The following is a 26589-nucleotide window of genomic DNA, read 5'->3' on the forward strand; positions in this document are numbered from 1 at the left end:
AGCATGATCGATGAAACCCACGAGATAGCAGATAACACCGACAGCCAGCGCGTCGCGCCCCAGTCTCTTCCAGCGCACGAAGGCCGAACCTTGCACCGCGATACGCACTATGACTGGATGGACTTTCACAGCATCCCGGAGCTGCTGCGCGAATGGTGATGCGATGAAACTCATGACGCGCGACGAAGAACGCAGCGAGGCACGTGATGACTGAGCGCGAACAGATGGGCCTGTGGGCGTTCTTCCGGCCGACCACGATTCACACGGCCGGATGGCGCTTTCCCGGTGCGAATCCGCGCGCGAACTTCGATCTCGCCGAGCTGACGCGTGCCGCCATCAAACTCGAAGGCGCGTGTTTCGATGCGCTCTTCATGGCCGACCATCTGGCGTTGCTTAACATGCCCATGGACGGACTGAAGCGCAGTCACACGGCGACCTCGTTCGAGCCGCTCACGCTTTTGTCCGCGTTGTCGTCGCTGACGCGGCGTATCGGGCTCGTCGCGACGGGATCGACCACGTACGACGAGCCGTTTCATATTGCGCGGCGCTTTGCGTCGCTGGATCATCTGAGCGCGGGCCGTGCGGGCTGGAACATCGTCACGACGGCGAACCCGGAAGTCGCCCGCAACTTCGGCTTCGACGACTTGCGCGGTCACGACGAGCGCTACGATCTGGCGCGCGAGTTCGTGCACGTCGTCACGGGTCTCTGGGATAGCTGGCAAGACGATGCGTTCGTCTGCGATGCCGAAGAGGGCGTGTTCTTCGATCCGCGCAAGATGCACGTGCTCGATCATCACGGGCGGTTTTTCGATGTCAAGGGCCCGCTCAATATCGCGCGGCCGCCGCAGGGCTGGCCGGTGCTCGTGCAGGCCGGGGCGTCGCCGGCGGGCATGCGGCTTGCCGCCGAATCGGCCGATGTCGTCTTCACGGCGCAGACCACGCTGGAAGGGGCGCAGTCCTTCTATCGGGACATCAGGCTTCAAGCCGCGGCGGCAGGCCGCGCGGACACGCCGTGCAAGGTGATGCTCGGCACGCTGGTGGTGGTCGGCAGGACGGAAGAAGAAGCGCGAGAAAAGCGCTCGATGATGGATAGCCTGGTGCATACCGATAGCGCGCTCGCATCGCTTTCGGTCGCGTTGGGACACGATATTTCGATCTTCGATCCGGACGAGCCGCTGCCCGATCTGCCTCGCACCAATCAGGGCGTGAGCAGCCAGAAGCGCGTGCTCGATATCGCGCGCCGTGAAGGTCTCACGACGATCCGCGATATCGCGCGGCGCGTGGGCGGTTACTTCTGGCATGAAGTCGTCGGCACGCCGCAGCAGGTCGCCGAGCAGCTCGAATACTGGTTCGGCGCGCAGGCGTGCGACGGCTTCATCGTGATGTTTCCCTACTTGCCACAAGGTCTCGACGATTTCGTCGATCATGTCGTGCCGATTCTGCAAGCCCGAGGAATCTTTCGAAAAAGTTACGAAGGCTCGACGTTGCGTGACCATCTTGGTCTGAATCGGCCGGCAAATCGCTATTTCTGAACGGATCCACACTTGAAAATAGGTGCGTTGTCACGTAATATGGGCATCGGGTCCGTCAACTGGCAGGGATGTTCCATGCACGCACGTGTTCAAACTCAGAAAGCGAAGGCCGGTCCGGTGGAAAAGGTCGATCTGGTTTCGCAATGCGCACTCTTCGACGTGAACCGGCTGTCGAGGTTGTTGACCGGTCTCTATAACGCGAAGATGAAAGACGTGCCGCTGTCCATCTCGCAGTACACGCTGATCGTCAATATCGAAGCCCTCGCGCCGGCGCGCGTCACCGAAGTGGCGAAGGCCTTGCTCATGGACCGCACGAGCGTGACGCGCCTGACCGAGCCGTTGATCACGCGCGGCCTGCTCATGATCGAGCAGAGCGAGGAAGATCGCCGGGTGAAAAACCTGACGGTGACGACCAAGGGCCGCAACGCGCTGCGTGCCAGCGAACAGGCGTGGCAGGAGGCACAACTCGCGTTTTACGAGGCCGTCGGTCCGGAGCAATGGAAGCTGCTGCGCAAGACGCTGCGCGACACCGTTCATATGTTCCGGGCGCACACGCGTATCGAAGACATTGCCGAGCCGGAATGAATCCTTCTGCTGATCGCTTCGAAGAGATACCGCGGGCCGCCAACTTTGGCGGCCCGTTTTTTTGGGTGCGCGTGCGCGTCACTCAGAAGCGTTCGAAGACTGCGGCAATGCCTTGGCCGCCGCCAATGCACATCGTCACGAGCGCGTATTTGCCGCCGATTCTATGCAGCTCGTGAATCGCCTTTGTCGAGATGATTGCGCCGGTCGCACCGATCGGATGGCCAAGCGAGATGCCCGACCCGTTCGGATTCACGATAGCCGGATCGAGTTCCAGTTGCCGCGTGACGGCACAGGCCTGCGCGGCAAACGCCTCGTTGGCTTCGACCGTTGCGAGGTCGGACGTCGACAGGCCCGCGCGATGCAACGCCTGACGCGCGGCCGGCACCGAGCCGATGCCCATGATGGTCGGCTCGACACCCGCATGGCCGTAGCTGACGAGCCGCGCGAGCGGCGTCAGCCCATGTGCCTTCACTGCCTCGGCTGAGGCCAGCACAAGCGCGGCCGCACCGTCGTTGATGCCCGACGAATTGCCCGCCGTCACGCTGCCGTCCTTGCGGAACGCCGGCTTCATTTTTGCGAGCGCCTCCACGTTCGTATCGCCTTTCACGTGCTCGTCGATGTCGAACGTCAAGGCCTGCCGCGACCTGACGATGGGCACCGGTACGATCTGGCTGCGGAAATAACCGTTCTCCGTCGCAGCCGCCGCGCGGCGATGACTTTCCGCCGCGAGCGTGTCCATGTCGAGGCGCGACACGTCGAACTGATCGGCGACGTTTTCGGCGGTGATGCCCATGTGGATCTTGTGCACCGGATCATGCAGAACCCCCGTCATGTAGTCGAGCAACTGCGTGTCGCCCATGCGTGCGCCCCAGCGCGCGGCCTGCATCAGATACGGTCCGCGCGACATCGATTCCGCGCCGCCTGCCACGGCGATGCCGCAGTTGCCGAGCGCAACCGACTGCGCGGCCGACACGATCGCCTGCACCCCGGAGCCGCACAGGCGGTTGACGTTGAACGCCGGCGTCGATACCGGCAGGCCGGCCGAGAGTGAGGCGACGCGGCTCAGATACGCATCGCGCGGCTCGGTGGGAATGACGTTGCCGAGCACCACATGACCCACTCGGTCCGCTGGCACGGCGGCCCGCGCAAGCGCTTCCTTGACGACGAGTGTCGCGAGTTCGTTGAGCGGCGTTTCCTTCAGGCTGCCGCCATAGGTGCCGATGGCGGTACGCACCGCACTTACCACAAAGACTTCCTGCAAAGCTGTCATCGAATATCACCTGAATTCGTGGATGGAATGAGTTCGCGCCGGCCGCGCGTGGCGGCGGCGCATGACGCGTCGAGCGTGTTCACGCTTTCGCGAGCAGTTCCTCGACATACGGAACGCGATCCTGGCCGAAGAACAATTGCTTGCCCAGGAAGATCGTCGGGGCGCCGAACACGCCGCGCTCGATCGCCGCCTGTGTGTCCGCTTTCAGCTTGTCCTTGATCTGCGCGTCCTGCGTCGCCGCGACGATGCGCGCCACGTCCAGATCCGCGGCCTGCAGGACTTCGCCGATCACGCCTGGATCGGACATGTTGCGTGGACGGCCCCACATCGCATCGAAAACCGCGTCGGAATAGCGGTCCAGAAAGCCTTCGCGTTCAGCGAAGATCGCGCCGCGCATGAGGACGAGCGTGTTGATCGGGAAAAACGGATTGAGCTCGAAGGGCACGTTGTAGCGTTTCGCAAAGAAGCTCAGATCGTTGACCATCCACTCACGCTTCGCCGGAATGTCCATGGGCGACTGATTCGCGGTCTGCTGAAATACGCCGCCAAGAAGAATCGGCCGATAGTTGACGCTCGCGCCCGTGCGATGAATCACGCCGGGTATCTGCTTGTAGGCGAGATAGCTGCTCGGACTGCCGTAATCGAAATAAAAGTCGATGCTGCCGGACATAAAGACTCCCTTGTGCGACGTGATTAGAAGTTAGTGACAACTTCAAGAAAAGGACGGATATCGAGCTCGAACGTCCATGCGCTGCGCTTTTGCGTGTGCAGGAACCAATAGGTATCGGCGATATCGTCGGGCGCGAGAAGGCCATCGGCGGGACGCTCGGCGACGAGTTCGGGAAAGCGTTCGCGCACGAAAGGCGTGTCGATCGGACCGTCGATGACCGGATGCACGATATGCAAACCCTGCTTGCCGAATTCGCGCGCCATCGACTGAGCCAGTGAACGCAGGCCATGCTTGGCGCCGGCAAAGGCGCAGAATCCCTCCGCACCGCGAATGCTGGCCGTCGCACCGGTGAAGAAGATCGTGCCCTCACCGCGCGGCGCCATGTAGCGGGCCGCTTCGCGCCCGGTCAGAAAGCCCGCGAAGCAGGCCATTTCCCAGACCTTGTAGTACTTCTGCGCCGTGGTTTCGCGCACGTTGAACTGAATATTCGCGCCGATGTTGAACACGACGATGGCAAGCGGGCCAATCTCCTTTTCGATCTGCCCGAATAGCGCAATCACTTGTTCCTCTTTGCGCGCATCGCAGCCGAAAGCATGGACATTGCCGCCCGCTTCGCGAATCTCCTCGACGAGCGGTTGAAGTTGCTCGGCGTTGCGCCGCGCAATGCATACGGTCATGCCTTCGCGGGCGAAGCGCCGGGCGAGCGCGGCGCCCAGGCTGTCGCCCGCGCCCATGATGAGCGCGGTGCGCGGGGCAGTATCAGAAGCGATGAGGGTATTCACGGGTGGGTGTCTCCTTGCAATTAGGTGTGGACACACGTATCGTAGTTCCACCGCTGCAGATTTGCAAATCGGTAATAGCACGAACCCCGGCGCAACCGCCGCGGCGACACAGAACTCAGACGGAGCAGCGATGAACAGGACATCGAAGAAGGTGGCGGTCATAGCGGGGGTCGGAGAAGGACTGGGACAAGCGATCGCACGGCGGTTCGCGCCGGACTATCACGTCGTCATGTTTGCCCGCGATCTGGAGAAGTTGCAGGGCTACGCCGCGCAGTTGCGCGAGGCGGGTAGCGAAGCCACCGGCATGAAGGTGGACCTGCGCGTGGAGCGCGAGATCGTGGAGGCGCTCGCGACGATCGAGCAGGAGATCGGGCCGATCGAAGTCGCGGTGTACAACGCGGGCGCACAGCATCGCAAGCCGTTGCTGGAGATTAGCGGCGACGCTTTCGAGAAAGTCTGGCGGCTGGGTGCATTTGGCGCGTTCGTATTCGCACGCGAAGCGGTGCGGCACATGGAGCCACGCGGCAAGGGCACGATTATTTTCACGGGCGCGACCTCATCGCTGCGCGGCGGGGCGAACTTCGGCGCGTTTGCAGCAGCTAAGTTCGCAACTCGTGCGGTGATTCAGAGCATTGCGCGGGAGTTCGGACCGAAGGGCATCCACGCGGCCACAGTGATTATCGACGGCGCGGTGAACATGCCGGCGATCCATCGGCTGTTTCCGGATCTGGCCAAGAGCATGCCGCCCGACGGCATGTTATCGACCGATGAAGTGGCCGAAACGTATTACCAGATTCATCGGCAGCATCGCAGCGCATGGACACTCGAAGCCGATCTGCGGCCCTATAGCGAGAAGTTCTGACGGGAGCGCGTCATGGAGGAGACAGACCTGACCCTGTGGGGCATGGGCACGGTACGTAATCTCAGAGTCCACTGGATGCTCATGGAGATGGGACTGGATTACACCTTCTATCCGGTGCATCCACGCAGCGGCGAAACCTATACCGAAGAATTCCTGAAGATCAATCCGCGGCACAAGGTGCCGGTGCTTCGGCATCGCGATGTCGTGGTCACGGAAAGCGCGGCCATCATCAGCTACGTCAGCGAGGCGTTCGCGCCGCCGCCCGGCATCTATGTGCCGGCCACGGCGCAGGCGCGCGCCAAGCTGAACGAATGGTGCTTTTTCATCATGACGGAGTTCGACGCGCACACGCTCTACGTGATCCGCCGCCATACGACATTTTCGAGTCTCTATGGCGAATCGCCGACCGCGTGCAAGGCCGCCAAGGAGTACTTCATGGACCAGCTCCAGGCGATCGCGCCGTTGATCGACAAGAGCGGGTTTCTGGTCGGAGGCAAGCTCAGTTGCGCGGATATTCTTCTGACCACCTGCATCGACTGGGCGATCGAATATAGCTTCGAGTTGCCGCCCAATATCGTCGCGTACCACGAACAGCATTCGAACCGTCCCGCCTACAAGGGCGCGTTCAGAAAGACATTCATGGATCCCGCGAGCATTCCCGATCTCATGCGCATCCCGAGATAGCGCGGGATGTGCCCACAGAAAACGGTTTCTGGAAACGTGTCATTCATTGGAGAAGATGATGTCCGGACCTCTTAGCGGCGTCACCATACTGGATATTTCGACCGTGGTGGCGGGCCCGCTCGCCACCATGCATCTCGCCGATCAGGGCGCGAACGTAATCAAGGTCGAGCCTCCCGGTGGCGATATCAATCGCCGCAGTCGCCAGAAAGTCAGTGAAAACGGCCAGTTCTCCGCGCTTTTCATTTCGACCAATCACGGCAAGCGTTCGATTGCGCTGGATCTGAAGAATGCGGAAGCGATGGCCGCGTTTCGCAAGCTGCTTCTGAAAGCCGACGTGCTCGTGCAGAACTTTCGTCCCGGCACGACCGAGAAGCTCGGCATCGGCTGGGAAGATGTTCGCAAGATCAATCCACGCACTATTTATGTCTCGATCACCGGCGTCGGCGACGATGGCCCGTATGTACGCAAGCGCATCTACGACCCGATGATTCAGGCGCTTTCCGGCATGGCCGACATTCAGTCGGAGCAGACCACACGCCGCCCGCAGATGATCCGTACGATTCTCGCGGACAAGACGACTTCGATCTTTGCCGCGCAAGCAATCACCGCCGCGTTGTTCGCCCGTGAAAAGACGGGGCTCGGCCAACACATCCGGTTGTCGTTGCTCGGCACGATGCTGTCGTTTCTCTGGCCCGAGGCCATGATGCAGTACACGGTGGTCGGCCGCGAAAGCACCGCGGCCGCAACCAATGTGGGACCGGATCTCGTGTTCGAGACGCGGGACGGATTCATGACGGTCGGAACTATTTCGGATGCCGAATGGAAAGGCTTCTGCGATGCAGTCGAACGGCCCGAACTCAAGGAAGACGAACGCTTCGCCACGGCGGAATTCCGCAACCTGAACAGCATCGAGCGCATCAACATCATGGCGGCGATCCTGCGTGAAGGTGAACGCGACGAGTGGCTGCGTCGTCTCGATCGCGCAGATGTGCCTTGCGCTCCCGTGTTACGGCGCAACGAGATCATCGACAACGAGCAGGTCCGCGCGATGAATCTGGTGCAGACGCTCGAACAGCCGTTCGTCGGCGAAGTGCGCCAGCCATCGCCTGCCGCGCGCTTCGACGATACGCCTTCCGCCATTCGCGGACCCGCGCCCGGTATCGGCGAGCATACGCGCGACATCCTGTCTGAAGTGGGACTGAGCGACGCGCAAATCGAAGGGCTGATTACATCGGGGGCAGCGCGCGCGGGCTGAGTCCGCTGCGTGTATCTGTCGCTTACATCGATTCACGGAGGACTATGGACATCGGTATTCCCGCGGAGACGCGGGACAACGAAAGGCGGGTTGCCGCAACGCCTGAGACAGTGAAGAAGTATGTATCGCAAGGGCTGCGGGTCCGCGTGCAACGCGGAGCGGGCGCCGCAGCGGCGTTCGACGATGAGGCCTATACAGAGGCCGGTGCGACTATCACCGATGCGCAAGGTGCGTTTGCCGCCGACCTGGTGTTGAAGGTGCAGTCGCCGAAGGCCGAAGAGATTGCATGGCTCAAGCGCGGCGCAGTGCTCGTCGGCATGCTCGATCCGTTCAATGCGCAGCATGCCGCAGCGCTGGCGACGGCCGGCGTGACGGCGTTCGCGCTCGAAACAGCGCCGCGAACCACGCGTGCGCAAGCGCTCGACGTGCTGAGCTCGCAGGCGAATATCGCAGGCTACAAGGCGGTGCTGGTCGCCACGCATCACTATCCGCGCTTCATGCCGATGCTGATGACGGCAGCTGGCACCGTCAAGGCCGCGCGCGTGCTGATTCTGGGCGCGGGCGTTGCGGGCCTTCAGGCCATCGCCACGGCCAAGCGCCTCGGTGCGGTCGTCGAGGCGTCGGATGTGCGGCCTGCCGTGAAGGAGCAGATCGAATCGCTCGGCGCGAAGTTCCTCGACGTGCCCTTCGAAACCGATATGGAGCGCGAAGCCGCGCAGGGTGTCGGCGGCTATGCGCGACCCATGCCGGCCTCATGGCTCACGCGTCAGGCTGCCCTCGTGCACGAGCGCGCAAAACAGGCCGATGTCGTCATCACGACCGCGCTCATTCCGGGACGGGACGCGCCGACGCTCATCTCCGCTGAAACCGTGCGGGCGATGAAACCGGGCGCGGTGTTGGTCGATCTCGCTGCCGGACGCGGCGCCGCTGTCGACGGACGCAGGGGCGGCAACTGCCCGCTCACTGAAACCGACGAGGTGATCGTCAAGCACGGCGTGACGATCGTCGGCTACGCCAATCTCGCGGCGCAGGTTCCCGCCGATGCCTCGGCGCTCTATGCACGCAATCTGCTCGACTTCGTGAAGCTGATCGTGACGAAGGACGGCGCATTGAACATCGACATGAACGACGACATCGTTGCGGCCACGCTGCTCGCACGCGACGGCGAAGTCGCACGCAGGACATAACGACAAAGGAGACACGGCGATGGATGTCATCAACCATACCGTCATCGATCTGATCATTTTCGTGCTGGCGATCTACGTCGGATATCACGTGGTCTGGAACGTCACGCCCGCGTTGCACACGCCGCTGATGGCAGTCACCAACGCGATCTCGGCGATCGTGATCGTCGGCGCGATGTTGGCGACCGGGCTCACCGTCGGCGCGGGGCCGAGGTTTTTCGGCGCGCTTGCGGTGTTGCTCGCGGCGGTGAACGTTTTCGGCGGCTTCCTCGTGACGCGAAGGATGCTCGAGATGTTTCGCAAGAAAGAGCCGAAGCGGATCGCTTCGTCCGATCAGGTTCGGATGGAGGGTACGCGATGAGCATGAGCCTCGTGACCTTGCTGTATCTGCTGGCCTCGGTGTGTTTCATTCAGGCGTTGAAGGGCTTGTCGAATCCGCGCACCGCCCGCTTCGGCAACGCGTTTGGCATGGCCGGCATGCTCATCGCGATCCTCACCACGATCGCATTGATCGTGAGGCAAGCCACCGCGCTCGGTTCCGGCCTCGCGGTCGGGCTCGGCTTGCTGATGGGTGCGCTCGTGATCGGTGGCGCTATCGGTGCGTTCGTCGCGGCGCGCGTCGCGATGACGCGGATGCCCGAACTGGTCGCGGCGATGCATTCGTTGATCGGTCTTGCAGCGGTGTGTATTGCGTATGCGGTCGTGTCGGAACCTTCCGCGTTCGGGCTTGCACCGGCTGGACGCGAGATGCCGTACGGCAATCGCATCGAGTTGTTCATCGGCACGTTCGTTGGCGCGATCACGTTCTCGGGATCGGTCATCGCGTTCGGAAAGCTGTCGGGCAAGTACAGGTTCCGGCTGTTTCAGGGCGCGCCGGTCGTGTACTCGGGACAGCATTTGATCAACCTGCTGCTGGCCATCGCGATGATCGGCTTCGGCGCGATGTTCTTCTTCACGCAGGCGTGGCTGCCGTTCATCGTGATGACGATTATCGCTTTTGCGCTGGGCGTGCTGATCATCATTCCGATCGGCGGCGCGGACATGCCGGTGGTCGTGTCGATGCTCAACTCATATTCGGGCTGGGCGGCAGCGGGCATCGGCTTCTCGTTGAACAATCCGATGCTGATCATCGCGGGATCGCTCGTCGGTTCATCGGGTGCGATTCTGTCGTATATCATGTGCCGCGCAATGAATCGCTCGTTCTTTAGCGTGATCCTCGGCGGCTTCGGCGCTCAGGCGGGCGAGAGCGCGGCAAGTGGCGCGTCGGAACAGCGTCCGGTCAAGGCGGGCTCGGCCGACGACGCATCGTTCATGCTCGGCAATGCGGAAAGCGTGGTGATCGTGCCGGGCTATGGACTGGCCGTCGCGCGTGCACAGCATGCGTTGAAGGAGCTCACCGACAAGCTCGCCGGGAAGGGCGTCGATGTGAAGTACGCGATCCATCCGGTTGCGGGCCGCATGCCGGGACATATGAACGTTCTGCTCGCCGAAGCCGAAGTGCCTTACGACAGCGTGTTCGAGATGGAAGACATCAACGGCGAATTCGGTCAGGTGGATGTGGTGCTGGTGCTCGGGGCGAACGACGTCGTCAACCCTGCCGCGAAGACCGATCCAAAGTCGCCGATCGCAGGCATGCCGATCATCGACGCTTATAAGGCGCGTACCGTGATCGTCAACAAGCGGTCGATGGCGGCGGGCTACGCGGGTCTCGACAACGATCTGTTCTATATGGACAAGACGATGATGGTGTTCGGCGATGCGAAGAAGGTGATCGAGGACATGGTGAAGGCGTCATCCTGAGCACGTCGCTGACTTGGCTAACTTTACGAAGGAGCTTGAATATCCATGAAGATGCTGGTTTTCGGCGCCGGAGCGATCGGCGGTTACTACGGCGCGCGCATGATCGAAGCCGGCGCGGATGTGACGTTCCTGGTCAGGCCGAAACGCGCCGAGATCCTGCATGCGACGGGGCTTAAAGTCAAAAGCGAACTGGGCGATTTCAGCGGGAAGGTAAAAACGGTCACGCATGGCGAACTCGATACCATCTATGACGTGATCCTGGTCGCGTGCAAGACCTACGATCTCGACGCCGCCATCGAACAGCTTGCACCGGCTTGCGGCCCGCATACGGTCGTTTTGCCTTTACTCAATGGCATGCGTGCGTATGAACGTCTGGACGAACGGCTTGATCGGCGTCACATCGCGGGTGGCGTCGCGTATATCGCAACGATGCTCGACCGCGGCGGCGAGATCGTTCACTTCGGTTCGGGAGACACGTTGATCGTCGGAGCGCGCGACGATGCGCAAGCCGAGATCATTGGCGCACTGCACACGCTGATGGCGACCACGTCGGGGGTTCGTCAACAATCGCCTTATATCGTGCAGGCGCTCTGGAACAAATGGGTGATGATTGCAGCGGGCGCCCTCATGACGTGTCTCATGCGCGGCACGGTCCGCGATATTCTCGCGACAGACGATGGCGTTGCGTTGATGGAACGCGCCATGCGCGAGTGCATGCAAGTGGCGCGACTATCCGGTTATCCTTTGCCCGAGCACGCAATAGGTGCCATGCGAGAGCGATTGCTCGATCGATCGGCCGCCTGGGCGGCATCGATGATGCGCGATATCGATCAGGGACAGAGGCGTCTCGAGGCAGAAGACATCGTGGGTGAGATGGTGCGCCGCGGGGACCGGCATGGCCTCGATATGTCGCTCGCGCGCAGTGCATATTGTCATCTTCAGGTGTACGAGCGCCAGCGTGCGGCTGCATGAGGATTGACGCGCGGGCGCGAAACTCAAACGTCGAATGCCCGCATCCCTCGCACGACCGATGGCCGCGCCATTGCGGCTTCATACCAGCGTCTCAATGCGGGCAACGTATTCCATGGCAACTCACGTTCGTAGGTATTGACGATAGTGACCGCGGCGATATCCGCCAATCCAAACCGGTCGCCACCAAGGAACGCGCTCTCCGATGCGAAGCGTTCGGCGAGACCGATCGCGTGCATCGCCCGGTCATTCAGGATTTTCCGGGCGACGTTGGCGGTGGCTTCGGTGCGAAGCCAGAACGCGGCGTGGCTCGGCAAGATCACGTCCGTGAGAAAGAAGAAGAATCGCTCATGCGCGCGGGCGCGCCACTCGCGCGAGCCAAGCAAGATCTCGGGCGCGAGATCGGCCAGGTGGTACAGAATAGCGTTCGACTGCGTAAGGACCAACGGTGCGTGCTCAGGGCCGCGACTGCGGTCGACGATGACCGGCACCTTCCCCGAAGGGTTCAAGGCCATGAACTCGGCGGACTGATGCTCCCCCTGCCTTAAATCGACCAGCCGGACCGTATAGGGAAGTCCGGCTTCCTCGAAGGCAATCGCCACCCGAATAGAGTTGCCTGTGCGGGCACCGTACAGGTCGTAAGGAACGTGGGTCATGTGAGCTCGCTTCGTGCATGGCGTTGCGCCTATGTTGATTCGAAATAGCGAGAACAGTCAACATGATTCCGGGTGATGTCAGAAGACCGTCGCCTTTTTCAGGAAGCGAGCGCGCATCGGCTTGAGCGCGAAAAGGGCGAGTATGGCAGTGACGATATCCAGCGTGATCGCGACGCTAAAGACCGGCACCCAGCTTGCCGCATGCTGATGCAACAGCGCCGCGAGCGGCCCGCCGAAGATGGAGCCGATGCCCTGAGAGATGTACAGCCAGCCGTAGTTCTCGGTCGCGTGGCGCGTGCCGAACGTATCGGTCAGCGTGGACGGGAACAGCGAGAAGATTTCGCCCCAGCCGAAAAACACCACGCCCGAGAGCAACACGAACAGCACGGCGTTGTCGCGCGTGAGGAGCCACAGCGCCATCGCGACGCCTTCGAGCGCGAACGCGAAGAACATCGTGTTTTCGCGGCCGAAGCGATCGGACACCCAGCCGAACAGCGGACGCGTGAGGCCGTTCGTGAAGCGGTCGATGGTCAGCGCGAGCGGCAGCGCGGCCATGCCGAACACGATGACCTTCGTAATGCCGAAGTCCGCCGCGAAGGTCGCCATCTGCGAGGTGACCATGAGGCCCGAGGTGGACATCATCGTCATCATGGCGAACATGAGCCAGAAGAGCGGCGACTTCATCATCTGCGAAGGACGAAGATTCGGCACGCCCGATGCCGCCGCAGCCGACGCCGGTCCGGACGCCGCATCGCGCGGCACGCGCAGGCCCTGCGAGGCGAGGAAGCCCACGATCGCGAAAGCGATGCCGTAGATCCACAGCGTGGCGTCGAGTCCGCGCGCCGCAAGCGATGCCGAGATCGGGAACGTGGTCACGATCGCGCCCATGCCGTAGCCCGCCGCCACCGCGCCGGCCGCGAAGCCGCGCCGGTCCGGGAACCAGCGCACCATCAGTCCGACGACGCCGACATACACGATGCCCGTGCCCAGTCCGCCGACGAGACCATACGTGAGATAGAGCATCGACGTGCTCGTGGCCATCGAGGCCAGTACCCAGCTCAGGCCCGACATCACCGTGCCGAGCGAGATCAGCAGGCGCGGTCCGAAACGGTCGATCAGCTTGCCCTGAAACGGCGAAAAGAACGTCTGCAGGATGATGAGCATCGAGAAGGTCACCTGCAGTTCCGGCAGCGGCACGCCGAGCTTCGCCGACAGTGGCTTCGTGAGCAGCGTCCAGACGTATTGCGGGCTGGAGATCGCCATCATGCAGAGAAGGCCCAGGCCGAGCTGGAGCCAGCGGTTATGTGCGACGACGGCGGGCGAGGGCACGGCGGCATCGTCGTGCATCGTCTGGATGCGAGTGTTCATTGCGTTCCCCGGTTGTAGTGCGAATCAAGAAGAATGAGAGGCGCCCTCCGGTCCGGCGAAGCGCAAGACCGGACGGCGAGGGTCGATGTGCCCTGAAGCGTTACCAGCCCGCGACGCCGCCGTCGCTGCGCGGATCGTTTCCGCCTTCGAACGATCCATCAGGATGGCGAACGATCGCACCGGCATGACCCATCGCTTCGTCGTAGGCGGCGAGCACTTCGACGTCGTGCCCGAGCGCACGCAGTGCGTCGACGGTCCCGGCGGCAAAGCGCGCTTCCAGCTTCAGCGAATCGGTGGACTGGCCCCACGTGCGGCCGAGCAGCCAGCGCGGCGCATCGATCGCGGCCTGCGGATTCCAGCCGAATCGCGCGATGCGCGAGAACACGGCGCTCTGCGACTGCGGCTGGCCATCGCCGCCCATGTTGCCGTACACCATCGTGCGGCCATCGGCGAAATGCGCGAGGGCGGGATTGAGCGTGTGAAAGGGGCGGCGGCCCGGCATCAGCGGATTGAGCGACGAAGGGTCGAGCGAGAAGCTGCAGCCGCGGTTCTGCCAGTTGATGCCCGACTGCGGCAGCACGATTGCGCTGCCGAACTCGTGATAGATGCTCTGAATGAAGCTGACCGCGACGCCATCGCCATCGATGACGCCCATCCACACCGTATCGCCCGGGCCACGGCCCTGACCCCACGGCGCGGCGCGCGACATCGACACCTGAGAGGCCATCGCGTCGAGCGCGGCGGAATCGAGCTGCGTGACCGGGTCGATGCGCATATGGTCGGGGTCGGTCACGTTCTCGTCGCGCACCTTGAAGGCGAGCTTGGTCGCCTCGACGCACGCGTGCACGAACTCGGGGCCGAGCGGGTCCATGTCGTCGGTAAGCACGCGGTCCAGCACGCCGAGAATCAGCAGCGAGATGAGGCCCTGAGTCGGCGGCGGCATGTTGTAGACGGTGCCGAGCGTGTGCCGCAGCGCGAGCGGTGTGCGCTCACGGGCGCGGTGACGTTCGAGGTCGTCGAGCGTGATGAGCGTTTCCAGCGACGACAGATCGCTCGCGATGCTGCGCGCGAGGTCGCCGCGATAGAAGTCGTCGAGACCGGCATCGGCAAGGTGTTGCAGCGTCGCGCCAAGCCGCGCGTTGACGAAGCGCTCGCCAGTGCGCGGCACGCGTGAATCAGGGAGAAAGGTCTGCGCGAAGCCGGGCACCGTCTCCAGTTCGGCGCGCTTGCCCGCCATGCAATCGGCCTGGCTGCGCGTGACCGGCATGCCGTCCTTCGCGTAATGAATGGCGTCTTCGAGCAGCCGCGCCACAGTCATGCGACCGCCGAGCGCGTTTTGCGAGTAGCGATGCGCGAAGTCCCAGCCCGACACCGTGCCGGCGACGGTATTGGCCGCGAGCGGGCCGCGTGAGGGAATCGCGCTCAGGCCGAGTGCGCGATACGTATCGATGCTGGCGCGCATCGCGGCCGCGCCGCATGCCTCGATGCCGACCGGCGCGTGACCGGGACGCGAGATCAGCCAGAAGCCGTCTCCGCCGATGCTGTTCATGTGCGGATAGACCACCGCGATGGTCGCGGCGGCGGCGATCATTGCCTCGATCGCATTTCCGCCTTCGCGCAGGACGGCGAGCGCGCTCTGCGAGGCGAGCGCGTGCGGCGCGACCGCCATGCCGCGCGATCCGCGCGTGGGATTCAGTGTGTTGGCTGCGGCTTGCGCGTAGTCCAGAAGCATTGACGTTTTCCTTGTATACAACGAAAGCGATCAATGCGAGATCCGTGCCAGTACTCGGTGATAACCCTGACGAGGCTTGCCTGATAAGGCTTGCAGCGCCGTATCAGCGACGCCGGTGCGATGCCTCGCGATGTCGTCAGATGGTGCGCCGCGGCCTCGCCGGTGCGTGCGCGACGGCTTCGCGCCCTGTCCCGGTGCGCGCGCCGAGCAGGCGCTGCAGGGTCAGGCCGCTCACACTGGCCTGGCTTCCGCCGATATGACGCGACACGAGTTCGACACCGATCGCGCCATCGCCGCGGCGAATGGCGTCGAGAATCGCGGCGTGTTCATCATAGGTTTCGGCGATGCCGTCGCCATGCACGAGATCGAGCCGCCGCACCACGCGAATGCGGTCGGTGACGCGCTGCATCGCCGATGTGAGCTCGTCGTTGCCCGCCGCCGCGACGAGCGCGTGATGGAGCGCTTCGTCCAGCTCGACCAGCTTGCGGCCATCGGTGATGCGCCGCGCGCGCCCGACCTTCCAGATGCGATCGAGCGCATCGAGCAGCGGATGCAGCGCATCCGGCGGCGTCTGTGCGTCGCAGAGCTTGCGCACGGCGAAGGTTTCGATCATCTGGCGCATCTCGTAGAGGTCGTCGAAGCGCTTGTTGTCGATCGGCACGACTTCCCAGCCGCCGCGCACATAGCCCTGCATCAGACCGTCGCTCTGGAGGCGCTGCAGGGCTTCGCGTGCGGGCGTGCGCGAGACCGCGAAGCGTTCGGCGATGGCGCCTTCCGTCAGCCGGTCGCCCGGCAGGAGATGCATGTCGAAGATTTCGTCGCGGAGCGTGTAATAGACGCGATCCGCACGCGAAAGCGTGGCCTGCCGTGCGATGGCGGGGCGCGCGTCGGGCGGCATGTTCACGTCGCGCCGGCTTCGCTTTCGTCTTGAGCGAGCAACTCGCTGTCAGGCAGCCGGAAGGGCACGAGGTTGTCGGCGTTGTTGGCTTCGACCAGCCGGATCATCTGCAGCATGAAGACGTCGCGCTCGACCGGCGACAGATGCTCGATGGTGCGCGCGTGCGCGCGCTGCACGGCGGCGGACATCTTCCTCACCAGGCGTTTGCCCGCCGGCGTGAGCTTGACAAGCCGCAGCCGCTTGTCATGTTCGGCCTGCGTGCGGCTCACGAGCCCGCGCGCGTTGAGTCGCGGAATGACTTCAGCGACGCTGGAGCGCTCCAGTCCGACTTCGATGGCGAGCGAGTTCTGATCCATCTCGCCGAGCGATTCCAGCGCCGTGAGCAAACTGTATTGCACCGGCGTGATGTTGAACTCGCTCGTTTCCTGCACGAACAGGAACGTATGAATCTGATGCATGCGACGAATCAGAAAGCCGGGCCGCGCAAACAGCGGCGAACGCGCCTGCCGCTGCGCAAGCTCCGCACGAACGCTTTCGATGTCGATGTGATCGGTGACTGGGTTTCGCATGTCAGCGACTTCTGTGGAAAAAGGGACGAGCGTCGCACGCTCCGATGCCGCATTCTAGGCCGAAATCGCGGCGCGCCGCAAATGCGGGGTACACCGACGAATCACCATAAGAAGGCATCGCGCCTGAGCGTGGTGCGGGAATGCGCCGGCGACACCCGAGTTGGTGCGAGGCAGTTTCGGAAGATCCGTGGTACGGCACGCATAAGGCGCTGAAGAAGACGGCTAAGTGAGTGATTCGAAAAAAGAAAATCAGCTCGTAAATCGATGCATAAAAACCGGCATACAACTTGCGGTACACCACGCATCTTTCGACTCGGCCAAGCGCACCGTACATGTCACAAGTTCTGCTCAAGGGAGGGCGCGTCATCGACCCGGCCCAGAAACTCGACGCCACGCTCGACGTCCTGGTGGACAACGGCGTCATCGCCGCAATCGGCGCCGCCGCCACGAGTCAGGCGCGGCAGGCGGAGGTCGTCGATTGCGGCGGCAAGCTGGTGCTGCCCGGTCTCATCGACACGCACGGCCACGTTTATCAGTACGTGACGGGCCGCTTCGGCCTGAATGCGGATCAGTGCGGCGTGCAGTCGGGCGTCACGACGATCGTCGATCAGGGCGGTCCGAGCTGCATCACGATTCCGGGCTTTCGTCATTACGTGGCCGAGCCTTCGGCCACGCGCGTGCTCGCGTTCATCTCCGCCTATCTCGTCGGCGGGCTCGAAGGCCACTACTACCCGGACCTGTATCGCCCCGACTGTCTGGATGCCGATGCGACCATCAGATCCATCAAGGCCAATGCCGATCTGGTGAAGGGCATCAAGGCGCATGCGGAAATCGGCGGCTTCGCGCGCTGGGGCCTCGACGTGATGAAGATCGCCGCGCAGATCGGCCGTGGCGCGCAACTGCCTCTGTACATCCACTTCGGCCAGTTGTGGCCGAAGCCACAGAGCGGCGGACTGCCGGTCCAGCCGGACTGCATCTTCAATCAGGTGGTCGAGACGCTCAAGCCCGGCGATATCCTCGCGCATCCGTTCAGCCGTCATCCGGGCGGCTTCGTCGAAGAGAACGGGCAACTGCATCCGCTCGTGCATGAAGCGGTTTCGCGCGGCTTAAAGATCGACGTGGGCCACGGCTCGCACTTCAGCTTCAAGACGGCGCGCATCGTGCTCGATGCGGGCGTCGTGCCCGACACGCTCGGCGCGGATATGCACGGCTACAACACGCACGTGCCCGCGCCAGCCGGCACGCCGGACAGCCATCCCGACGAAGAGCATTCGTTCCTCGGCCGCACGCAGTTCAGCCTCGTCAGCGCGATGACCAGCATGCTCGCGCTCGGCCTGCCGCTCGATCACGTCGTCGCGATGGCGACCTGCAACGCCGCGAAGATGGTCGGCATGGAGCACGAGATCGGCACGCTCGAAGTGGGACGCCGCGCGGACATCAGCGTGCTCGACGACCGGCGCGGGCGCTGGGTGCTGGAGGACAACGAAGGCACGCAGGTCATCACCGACCGCATGCTGTCGCCGCTATTCTGCCTGCGCGACGGCGTGCGCCACGACGCCGTTTCGCCGACCCTGCCGCTCGCGCGCGCCGCCTGAGGATGCGAGGTTCACACGATGATCAAACGTCCGTATAGACAGGGTGGCGGCGATCGCCCGCAAGGCATCGGCGCATCGCTCACGCGCAAGGAAGACGAGCGCTTCATGCACGGGCGCGGCGAGTACGTGCCCAATATCCGCATGGTCGGCATGGTCGATGTGGCGTTCGTGCGCAGCCCGATCGCGCATGGCCATATCGTCGGCATCGAGAAGCCGGAGGGCCTGGAACACGCGATCTATACGCTTGCCGACATGGAAGGCGTGAAGCCCATCGTTGCGAATTCGAGTCTGCCGGGCTTCAAGTCTTCCGAGCAGCCGGTGCTCGCGAGCGGCAAGGTGCGGCAGGTCGGCGAGACCATTGCAATGTGCGTGGCCGCGACGCGCGCGCAGGCCGAGGACATCGCCGCGCAGGTGTTCGTCGATTTCGAGGAACTGCCCGCCGTGGTCGACATGCTCGACGCGCGCCGCGACGATTCCGCGCTCGTGCACGAACACTGGGGCGACAACGTCTTCCTCGAAACTTTCGTCGATGCAAACCCCGACGTCGATCTCGACGCGATCCGCCGCGACGCGCCGATTCGCGTGCATCGCACACTGCGCACGGCGCGCCAGAGCATGGCGCCGATGGAAGGGCGCGGCTGCGTTGCGCACTGGGACCGGCGGCTGTCGCAACTGATCCTCCACACGTCCGCGCAGATGCCGCACATCACGCGCACCGGGCTTGCGGAATGTCTCGGCCTGGACGAAGGGCAAGTGCGCGTGATCGCGCCCGATGTGGGCGGCGGCTTCGGCTACAAAGGCATTCTGCTGCCTGAGGAAGTCTGCTGCGCCTGGCTCGCCATGCAACTGGACAAGCCGGTGCGCTGGATCGAGGATCGCCGCGAACAACTCACGGCGAATGCGAACTGCCGCGAGCACGACTACGACGTTACCGGCTACGCGGATCGCGACGGCCGCCTGCTCGCGGTCGAATGCGAGGCGCATGTGGATTCGGGCGCGTATTCGTCGTATCCGTTCTCGGCGTGTCTGGAGGCGGCGCAGATCGGCAGCATCCTGCCGGGGCCGTACAAAATGGCGCGCTTCCAGTGCCGCACGTGGTCGGTCGCCACCAACAAGCCGCCGATCCTGCCGTATCGCGGCGTGGCGCGCACGGGCGTGTGCTACGCGATCGAAACCATCATGGATGCGATCGCGCTCGAAGCGGGCATCGAGCCCTACGAGGTGCGTCTGCGCAATCTCGTCGAGTCGCACGAGATGCCCTACGACAACATCACGAAGAAGCACTTCGACAGCGGCGACTATCCCGAGGCGGTGCGCCGCGCGATGGCCGCGATCGACCTGCCCGCGGTTCGCGCACGGCAGCGCCGCGGCGAGCCGGACGGAAGGCGCATCGGCTTCGGCATGGCGGTGTTCTGCGAGCAGGGCGCGCACGGCACGTCGGTGTATCACGGCTGGGGCATTCCGATGGTGCCGGGCTACGAGCCGGCGGTCATCCGCCTCACGCCCGACGGCGTGCTCGAAGTGCGCGCGGGCGTGCATTCGCACGGGCAGAGCATGGAAACGACGCTCGCGCAGATCGCCCACGAAGTGCTCGGCATCGACACCGACCGCGTGCGCATCGTGCTCGGCGACACCGGCGTCACGCCGTATTCCACCGGCACCTGGGGCTCTCGCTCGATCGTGATGGCGGGCGGCGCGGTGGGCCGCGCATCGAAGGAACTGAAGGAGCGGCTCTTGAAGATCGGCGCGCATCTGCTTGGCGAACCGTTGAGCGAGGTGCGCTGGGAGAACGGCGCGGTAGTCGGCCGACAGGCGTCGCGCAGCCTGCGGGACATCGCGCGGACCTGGTATCTCGCGCCGCAACTGCTGCCGTCCGATGTCGATCCGCGCGGCCTCGAAGTCTCGACGTCCTATCAGGCGAAGCGCGATTCGGGCACCTTCAGTTACGCGTGTCACGCGGTGGTCGTCGCGGTCGATCCGGCGCTCGGCCAGACGGAGATTCTCGATTACGTGATCGTCGAAGACGGCGGTGTGCTCATCAATCCGATGGTCGTCGACGGACAGGTCTACGGCGGCGCGGCGCAGGGCATCGGCACGGCGCTCTACGAGGCGATGCCGTACAGCGACGACGGCCAACCGCTCGCCTCGACGCTCGCCGACTACCTCCTGCCCGGTGCGACCGAAGTGCCCGCCATTCGCATCGAACACATGGAAACGCCCGCGCCGTACACCGAGTTCGGGCAGAAGGGCATTGGCGAGAGCGGGGCGATCGGTCCGCCCGCCGCGCTCGCCAATGCCGTCAACGATGCGCTGCGCGGACTCGGCGTGCGCATCGACCAGTTGCCGATCACGCCGCGCCTCGTCGTCGAAGCGCTCGCGAAGGAGCGCGAACGCCAGGCCCACGCGACAAAAGGAATGCCCGCATGAAAGCCGCGACCTACGATTATGCAAAGCCGCTCGCCTGCGACGAGGCGATCGCGCGCATCGGCCAGAGCGACGGCATGGGCAAGTTCGTGTCCGGCAGCCAGTCGCTCGGACCGATGATGAACCTGCGCCTCGCGCAGCCGGACATGCTCGTCGATCTGCGCGGCATCGCGGCGCTGCGGGCATGCTGCATCGAAGGCGAGACGGTCACGCTCGGCGCGGGCATCACGCACGCGGAGATCGAGGACGGCAAGGTCGAGACCGGCACGCGCGGACTCATGGAATATGTGGCGCGCGGCATCGCGTATCGCGCGGTGCGCAATCGCGGCACGCTGGGCGGCAGTCTTGCCCATGCCGATCCCGCCGCGGACTGGATCAACACGATGTGCGCGCTCGATGCGCAGTTTCTCGTCGCGGGACCGGGCGGCGCGCGCGTGATCGAGGGCGGCGACTGGATGGCCGGCGCATTCACGACCGCGCTCGAAGCCGACGAGATCCTGACCGGCGTGCGCTTCGCGCGTCTTTCGCCCGCGGCGCGCTGGAGCTACTACAAGTTCAACCGCAAGCCGGGCGAGTTCGCCGAAGCCATCGCGGTGTTCATCGACGATGCGGCGCGCGGCGTGTGCCGTGCGGTGATCGGCGCGATCGACGCACCGCCCTTCGCCATCGCCGATGCGCGCGATCTGCTGCGCGACGCGAATCCGCACACCTCGTGTTTCGATGCGCATCTCGACGCGGCGGGCATCGAAGCGGGCAGCTACGAACATGAAGTGCATCGCGTCGCGCTCGTGCGCGCGGCGGCGGGCATTCGCAATCAGGGCGGAAAAGCATCATGAGCGACGCATTCATCAAGACGATCGAACTCGTCGTCAACCGTGCGCCGGTCGCGGACCGCGTCGAGCCGCGCACGAGTCTCGCCGATTTCCTGCGCGAGCAGCGCATGCTGTGCGGCACCAACATCGGCTGCGAGCAGGGCGTATGCGGCGCATGCACGATCGACGTGGACGGCGCGCCGACCCGTTCGTGCATCACGCCCGCGATCAGTTGCGCGGGGAGCGCCGTGCGCACCATCGAAGGCTTCGACGACGACGTCACCATGAACGAGCTGCGCGCGGCCTTCAGCGCCGAACACGCGCTGCAATGCGGCTATTGCACGCCGGGCATGCTGATGACCGCGCGCGACATCGTCACGCGCCTGCCCGATGCCGACGACGCGCGCGTGCGCCTCGAACTCTCCGGCAACCTGTGCCGCTGCACCGGCTACGTGGGCATTGTCCGCGCGATCCGCCGCGTGCTCGATGCGCGTCGCGCCCGTGCGGCCGCCCCGCTCGCGGCCGCCGCCGCGACCGCCTGAACACTCATACGGAATTCGCACGTCATGGAAATCGAACAAAGCTTCACCGTCCCTTATCCGCGCCACGCCGTATGGGCGCGCTTTCACGACACGCCCGAGATCGTCGCGTGCCTGCCGGGCGCCTCGCTCACCGCGCCGGTCGAGAACGGCATGCTCAAGCTCGCGATGACCGTCAAGCTCGGGCCGATCGTCGCGTCGTTCGCGGGCGACGGCGAGATGCAGCTCGACGATGCGCAGTATCGCGGCAGCATCACGGGAACGGGTGTGGACCGCAAGAGTTCGTCGCGCGTAAAGGGCGTGGCGTCGTTCGCGCTCGATGCCACGGCGGCGAGCGAAACGCGTGTGGACGTGAAGGTGGATTACACGATCGGCGGCAGCCTTGCGCAGTTTTCGCGCGGCGGCATCGTGAAGGAACTGGCGACGCGCATGACCGAAGCGTTCGCGGAAAATCTCAAGGCGAAGCTCGACGACGCAGGCGCTGAATCGAGCAGCGCGCAGGCGCAGGCCGTCGTGCCGGAAGCCGAAGCGCCCGCGCCGCAACTGCGCGTGGAACCGCGTGCGGCATCGGCGAAAGCGGCAAACGCGCCGCTCGATGTCGGCAATCTGTTCTGGAAGATGCTGTGGTCGCGCCTGCGCGGCCTGTTCACCTTCGCGGCCCGCTGAGCATGCGCACCGACGATGCCAACGCACGCGCGCTGCGCCGCGTCCACGCGGTGCGTCCGCAATGGCGCGGGGTCGCGGCGGCGCGCGAAGCGGTGCGTCTGCCGGACCTTACGCTGCTGCATGCGGGGCCGCCATTCGACAATCCGCGCGAGCCGTCCGCACCGGTGCGTTCGTCGGCCGTCCTGTGCTGTCTGTACGAAGGCTGGGCGAACGACGAAGCGCACGCCGAACGGCTGATCGCGCAAGGCGAGGTGCGGCTCGAATGCGCGCAGTCGTATGGCGTGGTGACGCCGCTCGCGGCGGTGATCTCGCCGCGCACGATGCTCGTCGAGGTGAACGACGCGAACGATCCCGCCGCGCGCGCGTGGTCCTTGCTGGGCAGCGGCGCGGGTCCGCAGATTCGCTTCGGCGGCCGCGACCCGCGCGTTCTCGATCGCATGACGTGGCGCGACCGCGTGCTCGCGCCCGCGCTCGATGCCGCGCTCGCTCGCGGCCCGATCGATCTGTTCGCGCTGGCGCAAACCGGTCTCGATGACGGCGACGATCTGCACGCGCGCACCACGGCGGCCACCGCCGCACTGCGCGCGCTGCTCGCGCCGCGCCTCGCCGATGCAGCCGCCGAAATCGACGCGATGCTCGCCCAGACGCCGCTCTTCTTCCTGACGCCGTGGATGGCCGCGTGCGCGCTGATGCTTTCGGCGGCGGCGCGTGCGGGCGATGCTTCATCGACGCTCGTGGTGGCGCTGGCGGGCAACGGCGAGCGCGTCGGTATCCGGCTTGCGGGCGCGCCCTCGCAGTGGATCACCGCCGATGCGCGCGCGCCGGAAGGACCGCGCATCGATCCGCAACAGCAGGCGGAGGCCGCGCCGCTGACCGGCGACAGCGGCGTCATCGACGCGGCCGGTTTCGGCGCGCAGGCGCTCGCGTTCGCGCCGGAGCCGGCGCAGGCGTTCGAGGCATATCTGCCCGCTGGCTGGCGCGAGCGGCAGGCGCGCATTCATACGGCGCCGCATCCCGCGTTCGCGCGGCTGCCCGGTGTGCTCGATGCGGCGCGCGTCGAGCGCGAAGGCATCGCGCCGCTCGCCGCCATCGCGATGATCGGCGGCGACGGACGCGCGGGCTTGCTCGGGCGCGGCCTTTACACCGCGCCGCCCGAACTCTTCGCGCGCGCCATCAAAAACCTTTCCGGCGACGCCGCATGAGCGCAGAACCGATCAACCATCCGGCGACACTCGCGGCGGTCGAAGCCGCCTTCGACGAATACGAGCGCGCGCTCACGGCCAACGACGTCGCCATGCTCGACACGCTCTTCTGGATGAGTCCGCACACGCTGCGTTACGGCGCGACCGAAAACCTGCAAGGCTACGACGCCATCCGCGAGTTTCGCGCGCAGCGTCCGGGCAAGGGCCTGATGCGCACGATCATCGACCGGTCGGTGACGAGCTTCGGCGAGGACTTCGCCGTGGCAAACATCACGTTCTCGCGCGCAGGCGAGCGGCGCATCGGGCGCCAGTCGCAGACGTGGGCGCGTATCGACGGTCAATGGCGCGTCGTCACCGCTCATGTCAGCTGGATGGACCCGTCATGACGCACAACGATTTGCTGCAAGCAGGCCTGCATGGCGCATTCGTCGCCGATGGCTTCGGTTCGCTGCCGCCCGCCGCGCTGCCGCCGCGCACCGGCGACCGGCTCGCGACGGTGCGCCTCGCGGTGAAGGATGTATTCGATATCGGCGGATTGCGCACCGGCGGCGGCAATCCGGTCTGGCGCGATCAGCAGCCGGTCGCCGCGCGCACCGCACTCGCCGTGCGCGCGCTGCTCGAAGAAGGCGCGCAGTGGATCGGCAAGACCGTTACCGACGAACTTACCTACAGCCTCGCCGGCGTCAACGCGCACTACGGCACGCCCGTGAATCCGGCGGACCCGGCGCGCATGCCGGGCGGATCGTCGTCGGGGTCGGTCGTGGCGGTGGCCGCGCGTCATGCGGACGTCGCGCTCGGCACCGATTGCGGCGGCTCCGTGCGCCTGCCCGCGAGCTATTGCGGCGTGTGGGGCATGCGGCCCACGCACGGCCGCATCGCGACGGACGGATGTCTCACGCTCGCGCACAGCTTCGACACGGTCGGCTGGTTCGCGCGCGATCCGCATACGCTCGCGCTCATGTTCGAGGTTCTGGCGCAAAGCGTCGTCGGACCGGATGACGATGCATTCGCCGTTCACGTGCCGCGCAACCTGCTCGCCTGCGCCGATGCGCCCGTCGCGGCGCGCTTCGAGGCGTCGCTCGAGGCGCTCGGCGAACGCGCGAGCTTCGTCACGCCGCGGGCATCGCTCCCGGACTGGGCGCAGGCGTTTCGCGTGTTGCAGGCGGGCGAAATCGCCCAGCGATACGGAGCGTGGGCGCGCGAGCATTCGGCGAGCTTCGGTGCCGATGTCGGCGCGCGCTTCGCGATGAGCCTGACCATCACGCGCGAGCAGATTGCAGCGGCGCAGCGGGTGCGCATCGAAGCGATCCGTGCCATGGCCGAAGCCCTGCCGCACGGCACCTACTGGCTGGTTCCCACCGTGCCGGGCGGCGCGCCGCGCACCGATGCGTCGGCTGAAACGGTCGATCACACGCGCGCGCGAGCACAGCAGATGCTGTGCGTCGCCGGTCTTGCAGGCCTGCCGCAAGTGAGCATGCCGTGGACGCGCATCGCCGGCGCGCCGGTCGGCGTGTCCGTGATCGGCGCGCGCGGCGCGGACGAAGGCGTGTTGCGCGTCGCGCGCGCGGTGCACGAACTCATGCGTTAAGCGTCCGCGCGGGCGCGACCCGTGACCGGACGAGCAAGCGTCTTTCCGATCGAAGCACACTCAAAGGAACGTCCATGACGAAGCATCTCACCGAAGCCCAGGTCGCGCACTTCAGGCAGCACGGCTATGTCTATCCGATGCGCGCGATCGACGCGCACGAGGCGGCGGAGTATCGCCGCATCATCGAACGGTACGAGGCGTCCTCCGGCGAGGACGTCAACAAAACGCTCAAGATCAAGGGTCATCTGGCCTTGCCGGCGGTCGTCGAACTCGGCCGTCATCCGGCCATTCTCGATGCGGTCGAGGATCTCATCGGGCCGGACATCATGCTGTTCGGCGCGTCGATCTTCGCGAAAAACGGTCGCGATCCGCGCTATGTGTCGTGGCATCAGGACTCGACGTATTTCGGCTTGACGCCGCACGAGGAAGTGACCGTGTGGGTCGCGCTCACGCCGGCGAATTCGGTGAACGGCGTGCTGCGCGTGCTGCCCGGCTCGCACAGCGGGCCGGACCTCAAGCACGTCGAGACCTACGCGAAGGACAACATGCTCGCCAAGGGGCAGACGCTCGTCGGCATCGACGAAAATCTGGCGGTCGAAATGCCGCTTCAGCCGGGCGAATTTTCGATGCATCACGAACGCACGGCGCACAGTTCCTTGCCGAATCGCTCGGATGATCGGCGCATCGGCTTCGCGTTCTTCTATGTGCCGGCGCATGTGCGATCCGCCACCGGCCGGCGCCGGGCGACGCTCGTGCGCGGCGTCGATCGCTTCGGTCACTGGGATGCCGACACCTTGCCGGAATACGACTGCGATCCGCGTTCGATGAGCGAACTGGCGCAAACCTGGGGCAAGTACAAGGACGGTGAAGTCAGGCAGGCCGCGGACATGGGTGCGCCGCAATGAATCCGCTCAGGCAGTCGCGGCGCATGCGGGCCGCGACTGCCT

The 26589-nt window shown here is 64.8% G+C and carries 27 protein-coding genes; 19 read left to right on the forward strand and 8 right to left on the reverse strand.

Annotation, left to right across the window (positions count from 1 at the left end; translation table 11 throughout):
* Positions 1-3: 3 nt before the first annotated feature.
* From AWB70_RS38885 to AWB70_RS27270, 3 genes are all read left to right on the forward strand, one after another.
* Positions 4-159, forward strand: coding sequence for a hypothetical protein (locus tag AWB70_RS38885; RefSeq protein WP_159680325.1), 156 nt, complete (start codon positions 4-6; stop codon positions 157-159).
* 47 nt (positions 160-206) lie between these two features.
* Positions 207-1532 carry an LLM class flavin-dependent oxidoreductase gene (locus AWB70_RS27265; RefSeq protein ID WP_053569977.1) on the forward strand — a complete coding sequence of 442 codons (1326 nt, stop codon included), beginning with the start codon at positions 207-209 and terminating at the stop codon, positions 1530-1532.
* Positions 1533-1607: 75 nt separating this feature from the next.
* Positions 1608-2117, forward strand: coding sequence for a MarR family winged helix-turn-helix transcriptional regulator (locus tag AWB70_RS27270; RefSeq protein ID WP_053570306.1), 510 nt, complete (start codon positions 1608-1610; stop codon positions 2115-2117).
* Positions 2118-2199: 82 nt separating this feature from the next.
* On the opposite strand, the gene AWB70_RS27275 is transcribed toward AWB70_RS27270, so the two are convergent.
* The 3 genes from AWB70_RS27275 to AWB70_RS27285 form a co-directional block, all read right to left on the reverse strand.
* Positions 2200-3387 (reverse strand): acetyl-CoA C-acyltransferase family protein, encoded by a 1188-nt coding sequence (locus tag AWB70_RS27275; protein ID WP_053569978.1) that lies wholly within the window; start codon positions 3385-3387, stop codon positions 2200-2202.
* 79 nt (positions 3388-3466) lie between these two features.
* Positions 3467-4057, reverse strand: a complete 591-nt coding sequence (locus AWB70_RS27280; protein ID WP_053569979.1) for a 2-hydroxychromene-2-carboxylate isomerase — start codon at positions 4055-4057, stop codon at positions 3467-3469.
* Positions 4058-4080: 23 nt separating this feature from the next.
* Positions 4081-4791, reverse strand: a complete 711-nt coding sequence (locus tag AWB70_RS27285; protein ID WP_053570307.1) for an SDR family oxidoreductase — start codon at positions 4789-4791, stop codon at positions 4081-4083.
* A 178-nt stretch (positions 4792-4969) separates the two neighbouring features.
* On the opposite strand from AWB70_RS27285, the gene AWB70_RS27290 reads away from it, so the two are divergent.
* From AWB70_RS27290 to AWB70_RS27320, 7 genes are read left to right on the forward strand one after another with little or no spacing between them, the layout of a single operon-like run.
* Positions 4970-5701, forward strand: a complete 732-nt coding sequence (locus AWB70_RS27290; protein WP_060854218.1) for an SDR family NAD(P)-dependent oxidoreductase — start codon at positions 4970-4972, stop codon at positions 5699-5701.
* Between the two features lie 12 nt (positions 5702-5713).
* Positions 5714-6385 (forward strand): glutathione S-transferase family protein, encoded by a 672-nt coding sequence (locus AWB70_RS27295; protein WP_014192928.1) that lies wholly within the window; start codon positions 5714-5716, stop codon positions 6383-6385.
* A 58-nt stretch (positions 6386-6443) separates the two neighbouring features.
* Entirely contained in the window at positions 6444-7640 is a 1197-nt protein-coding gene (locus AWB70_RS27300; RefSeq protein ID WP_053569980.1) for a CaiB/BaiF CoA transferase family protein, read from the forward strand.
* 44 nt (positions 7641-7684) lie between these two features.
* Entirely contained in the window at positions 7685-8827 is a 1143-nt protein-coding gene (locus AWB70_RS27305) for a Re/Si-specific NAD(P)(+) transhydrogenase subunit alpha (protein ID WP_053569981.1), read from the forward strand.
* A gap of 19 nt (positions 8828-8846) precedes the next feature.
* Positions 8847-9185 carry an NAD(P) transhydrogenase subunit alpha part 2 gene (locus tag AWB70_RS27310; protein ID WP_053569982.1) on the forward strand — a complete coding sequence of 113 codons (339 nt, stop codon included), beginning with the start codon at positions 8847-8849 and terminating at the stop codon, positions 9183-9185.
* Positions 9182-10624, forward strand: a complete 1443-nt coding sequence (locus AWB70_RS27315) for an NAD(P)(+) transhydrogenase (Re/Si-specific) subunit beta (protein ID WP_053569983.1) — start codon at positions 9182-9184, stop codon at positions 10622-10624. Before AWB70_RS27310 ends, AWB70_RS27315 begins: the two co-directional genes overlap by 4 nt.
* A 51-nt stretch (positions 10625-10675) precedes the next feature.
* Positions 10676-11596, forward strand: a complete 921-nt coding sequence (locus tag AWB70_RS27320) for a ketopantoate reductase family protein (RefSeq protein WP_321167021.1) — start codon at positions 10676-10678, stop codon at positions 11594-11596.
* A 23-nt stretch (positions 11597-11619) separates the two neighbouring features.
* Here the strand turns inward: AWB70_RS27320 and AWB70_RS27325 are convergent, their stop codons facing one another.
* The 5 genes from AWB70_RS27325 to AWB70_RS27345 all read right to left on the reverse strand — a co-directional run bounded on the left by AWB70_RS27325 (position 11620) and on the right by AWB70_RS27345 (position 16816).
* A complete protein-coding gene (locus AWB70_RS27325) occupies positions 11620-12249 on the reverse strand; it encodes a glutathione S-transferase family protein (protein ID WP_053569985.1) in 630 nt (209 codons plus the stop codon).
* A gap of 78 nt (positions 12250-12327) precedes the next feature.
* Positions 12328-13617, reverse strand: coding sequence for an oxalate/formate MFS antiporter (oxlT, locus tag AWB70_RS27330; protein WP_374730261.1), 1290 nt, complete (start codon positions 13615-13617; stop codon positions 12328-12330).
* Between the two features lie 100 nt (positions 13618-13717).
* The gene (locus tag AWB70_RS27335; RefSeq protein WP_053569986.1) at positions 13718-15349 is read right to left on the reverse strand and encodes a gamma-glutamyltransferase family protein; all 1632 of its coding nucleotides are present in this window, start codon (positions 15347-15349) and stop codon (positions 13718-13720) included.
* A 136-nt stretch (positions 15350-15485) separates the two neighbouring features.
* A complete protein-coding gene (locus tag AWB70_RS27340) occupies positions 15486-16247 on the reverse strand; it encodes a GntR family transcriptional regulator (protein WP_053569987.1) in 762 nt (253 codons plus the stop codon).
* 2 nt (positions 16248-16249) lie between these two features.
* On the reverse strand, positions 16250-16816 hold the full coding sequence (locus AWB70_RS27345; protein WP_014192938.1) for a MarR family winged helix-turn-helix transcriptional regulator: 567 nt from the start codon (positions 16814-16816) through the stop codon (positions 16250-16252).
* Between the two features lie 332 nt (positions 16817-17148).
* Here AWB70_RS27345 and AWB70_RS27350 point away from each other — a divergent pair, with 332 nt between their 5' ends.
* The 9 genes from AWB70_RS27350 to AWB70_RS27390 all read left to right on the forward strand — a co-directional run bounded on the left by AWB70_RS27350 (position 17149) and on the right by AWB70_RS27390 (position 26547).
* Positions 17149-18411 (forward strand): amidohydrolase/deacetylase family metallohydrolase, encoded by a 1263-nt coding sequence (locus AWB70_RS27350; RefSeq protein ID WP_053569988.1) that lies wholly within the window; start codon positions 17149-17151, stop codon positions 18409-18411.
* A gap of 18 nt (positions 18412-18429) precedes the next feature.
* Positions 18430-20838 carry a xanthine dehydrogenase family protein molybdopterin-binding subunit gene (locus AWB70_RS27355; protein WP_053569989.1) on the forward strand — a complete coding sequence of 803 codons (2409 nt, stop codon included), beginning with the start codon at positions 18430-18432 and terminating at the stop codon, positions 20836-20838.
* The gene (locus AWB70_RS27360) at positions 20835-21671 is read left to right on the forward strand and encodes an FAD binding domain-containing protein (protein ID WP_053569990.1); all 837 of its coding nucleotides are present in this window, start codon (positions 20835-20837) and stop codon (positions 21669-21671) included. Before AWB70_RS27355 ends, AWB70_RS27360 begins: the two co-directional genes overlap by 4 nt.
* Positions 21668-22189 (forward strand): (2Fe-2S)-binding protein, encoded by a 522-nt coding sequence (locus tag AWB70_RS27365; protein WP_053569991.1) that lies wholly within the window; start codon positions 21668-21670, stop codon positions 22187-22189. Before AWB70_RS27360 ends, AWB70_RS27365 begins: the two co-directional genes overlap by 4 nt.
* Positions 22190-22213: 24 nt before the next feature.
* Positions 22214-22852, forward strand: a complete 639-nt coding sequence (locus AWB70_RS27370; RefSeq protein ID WP_053569992.1) for an SRPBCC family protein — start codon at positions 22214-22216, stop codon at positions 22850-22852.
* A 2-nt stretch (positions 22853-22854) separates the two neighbouring features.
* Positions 22855-24054 (forward strand): oxamate carbamoyltransferase subunit AllG family protein, encoded by a 1200-nt coding sequence (locus AWB70_RS27375; protein WP_053570309.1) that lies wholly within the window; start codon positions 22855-22857, stop codon positions 24052-24054.
* The gene (gene hpxZ / locus AWB70_RS27380; RefSeq protein ID WP_053569993.1) at positions 24051-24440 is read left to right on the forward strand and encodes an oxalurate catabolism protein HpxZ; all 390 of its coding nucleotides are present in this window, start codon (positions 24051-24053) and stop codon (positions 24438-24440) included. The genes AWB70_RS27375 and hpxZ overlap by 4 nt, the downstream gene beginning before the upstream one ends.
* A complete protein-coding gene (locus tag AWB70_RS27385; protein ID WP_053569994.1) occupies positions 24437-25642 on the forward strand; it encodes an amidase in 1206 nt (401 codons plus the stop codon). The genes hpxZ and AWB70_RS27385 overlap by 4 nt, the downstream gene beginning before the upstream one ends.
* Positions 25643-25716: 74 nt before the next feature.
* Positions 25717-26547 (forward strand): phytanoyl-CoA dioxygenase family protein, encoded by an 831-nt coding sequence (locus tag AWB70_RS27390; protein ID WP_053569995.1) that lies wholly within the window; start codon positions 25717-25719, stop codon positions 26545-26547.
* The last annotated feature ends 42 nt before the right edge of the window (positions 26548-26589 follow it).

The organism is Caballeronia cordobensis (assembly GCF_001544575.2).
GTDB lineage: Bacteria > Pseudomonadota > Gammaproteobacteria > Burkholderiales > Burkholderiaceae > Caballeronia > Caballeronia cordobensis.

What these genes read in the sequence shown, in the direction of transcription:
- AWB70_RS27365 (WP_053569991.1), top strand. Translation starts at nt 21,668, where the DNA reads ATGAGCGACGCATTCATCAAGACGATCGAACTCGTCGTCAACCGTGCG.
- AWB70_RS27295 (WP_014192928.1), top strand. Translation starts at nt 5,714, where the DNA reads ATGGAGGAGACAGACCTGACCCTGTGGGGCATGGGCACGGTACGTAAT.
- AWB70_RS27290 (WP_060854218.1), top strand. Translation starts at nt 4,970, where the DNA reads ATGAACAGGACATCGAAGAAGGTGGCGGTCATAGCGGGGGTCGGAGAA.
- AWB70_RS27345 (WP_014192938.1), bottom strand. Translation starts at nt 16,816, where the DNA reads ATGCGAAACCCAGTCACCGATCACATCGACATCGAAAGCGTTCGTGCG.
- AWB70_RS27270 (WP_053570306.1), top strand. Translation starts at nt 1,608, where the DNA reads ATGCACGCACGTGTTCAAACTCAGAAAGCGAAGGCCGGTCCGGTGGAA.
- AWB70_RS27335 (WP_053569986.1), bottom strand. Translation starts at nt 15,349, where the DNA reads ATGCTTCTGGACTACGCGCAAGCCGCAGCCAACACACTGAATCCCACG.
- AWB70_RS27280 (WP_053569979.1), bottom strand. Translation starts at nt 4,057, where the DNA reads ATGTCCGGCAGCATCGACTTTTATTTCGATTACGGCAGTCCGAGCAGC.
- AWB70_RS27275 (WP_053569978.1), bottom strand. Translation starts at nt 3,387, where the DNA reads ATGACAGCTTTGCAGGAAGTCTTTGTGGTAAGTGCGGTGCGTACCGCC.
- AWB70_RS27320 (WP_321167021.1), top strand. Translation starts at nt 10,676, where the DNA reads ATGCTGGTTTTCGGCGCCGGAGCGATCGGCGGTTACTACGGCGCGCGC.
- AWB70_RS27285 (WP_053570307.1), bottom strand. Translation starts at nt 4,791, where the DNA reads ATGGGCGCGGGCGACAGCCTGGGCGCCGCGCTCGCCCGGCGCTTCGCC.
- AWB70_RS38885 (WP_159680325.1), top strand. Translation starts at nt 4, where the DNA reads ATGATCGATGAAACCCACGAGATAGCAGATAACACCGACAGCCAGCGC.
- AWB70_RS27385 (WP_053569994.1), top strand. Translation starts at nt 24,437, where the DNA reads ATGACGCACAACGATTTGCTGCAAGCAGGCCTGCATGGCGCATTCGTC.
- AWB70_RS27370 (WP_053569992.1), top strand. Translation starts at nt 22,214, where the DNA reads ATGGAAATCGAACAAAGCTTCACCGTCCCTTATCCGCGCCACGCCGTA.
- AWB70_RS27340 (WP_053569987.1), bottom strand. Translation starts at nt 16,247, where the DNA reads ATGCCGCCCGACGCGCGCCCCGCCATCGCACGGCAGGCCACGCTTTCG.
- AWB70_RS27305 (WP_053569981.1), top strand. Translation starts at nt 7,685, where the DNA reads ATGGACATCGGTATTCCCGCGGAGACGCGGGACAACGAAAGGCGGGTT.
- oxlT (WP_374730261.1), bottom strand. Translation starts at nt 13,617, where the DNA reads ATGAACACTCGCATCCAGACGATGCACGACGATGCCGCCGTGCCCTCG.
- AWB70_RS27310 (WP_053569982.1), top strand. Translation starts at nt 8,847, where the DNA reads ATGGATGTCATCAACCATACCGTCATCGATCTGATCATTTTCGTGCTG.
- AWB70_RS27350 (WP_053569988.1), top strand. Translation starts at nt 17,149, where the DNA reads ATGTCACAAGTTCTGCTCAAGGGAGGGCGCGTCATCGACCCGGCCCAG.
- AWB70_RS27355 (WP_053569989.1), top strand. Translation starts at nt 18,430, where the DNA reads ATGATCAAACGTCCGTATAGACAGGGTGGCGGCGATCGCCCGCAAGGC.
- AWB70_RS27300 (WP_053569980.1), top strand. Translation starts at nt 6,444, where the DNA reads ATGTCCGGACCTCTTAGCGGCGTCACCATACTGGATATTTCGACCGTG.
- hpxZ (WP_053569993.1), top strand. Translation starts at nt 24,051, where the DNA reads ATGAGCGCAGAACCGATCAACCATCCGGCGACACTCGCGGCGGTCGAA.
- AWB70_RS27325 (WP_053569985.1), bottom strand. Translation starts at nt 12,249, where the DNA reads ATGACCCACGTTCCTTACGACCTGTACGGTGCCCGCACAGGCAACTCT.
- AWB70_RS27360 (WP_053569990.1), top strand. Translation starts at nt 20,835, where the DNA reads ATGAAAGCCGCGACCTACGATTATGCAAAGCCGCTCGCCTGCGACGAG.
- AWB70_RS27390 (WP_053569995.1), top strand. Translation starts at nt 25,717, where the DNA reads ATGACGAAGCATCTCACCGAAGCCCAGGTCGCGCACTTCAGGCAGCAC.
- AWB70_RS27375 (WP_053570309.1), top strand. Translation starts at nt 22,855, where the DNA reads ATGCGCACCGACGATGCCAACGCACGCGCGCTGCGCCGCGTCCACGCG.
- AWB70_RS27315 (WP_053569983.1), top strand. Translation starts at nt 9,182, where the DNA reads ATGAGCATGAGCCTCGTGACCTTGCTGTATCTGCTGGCCTCGGTGTGT.
- AWB70_RS27265 (WP_053569977.1), top strand. Translation starts at nt 207, where the DNA reads ATGACTGAGCGCGAACAGATGGGCCTGTGGGCGTTCTTCCGGCCGACC.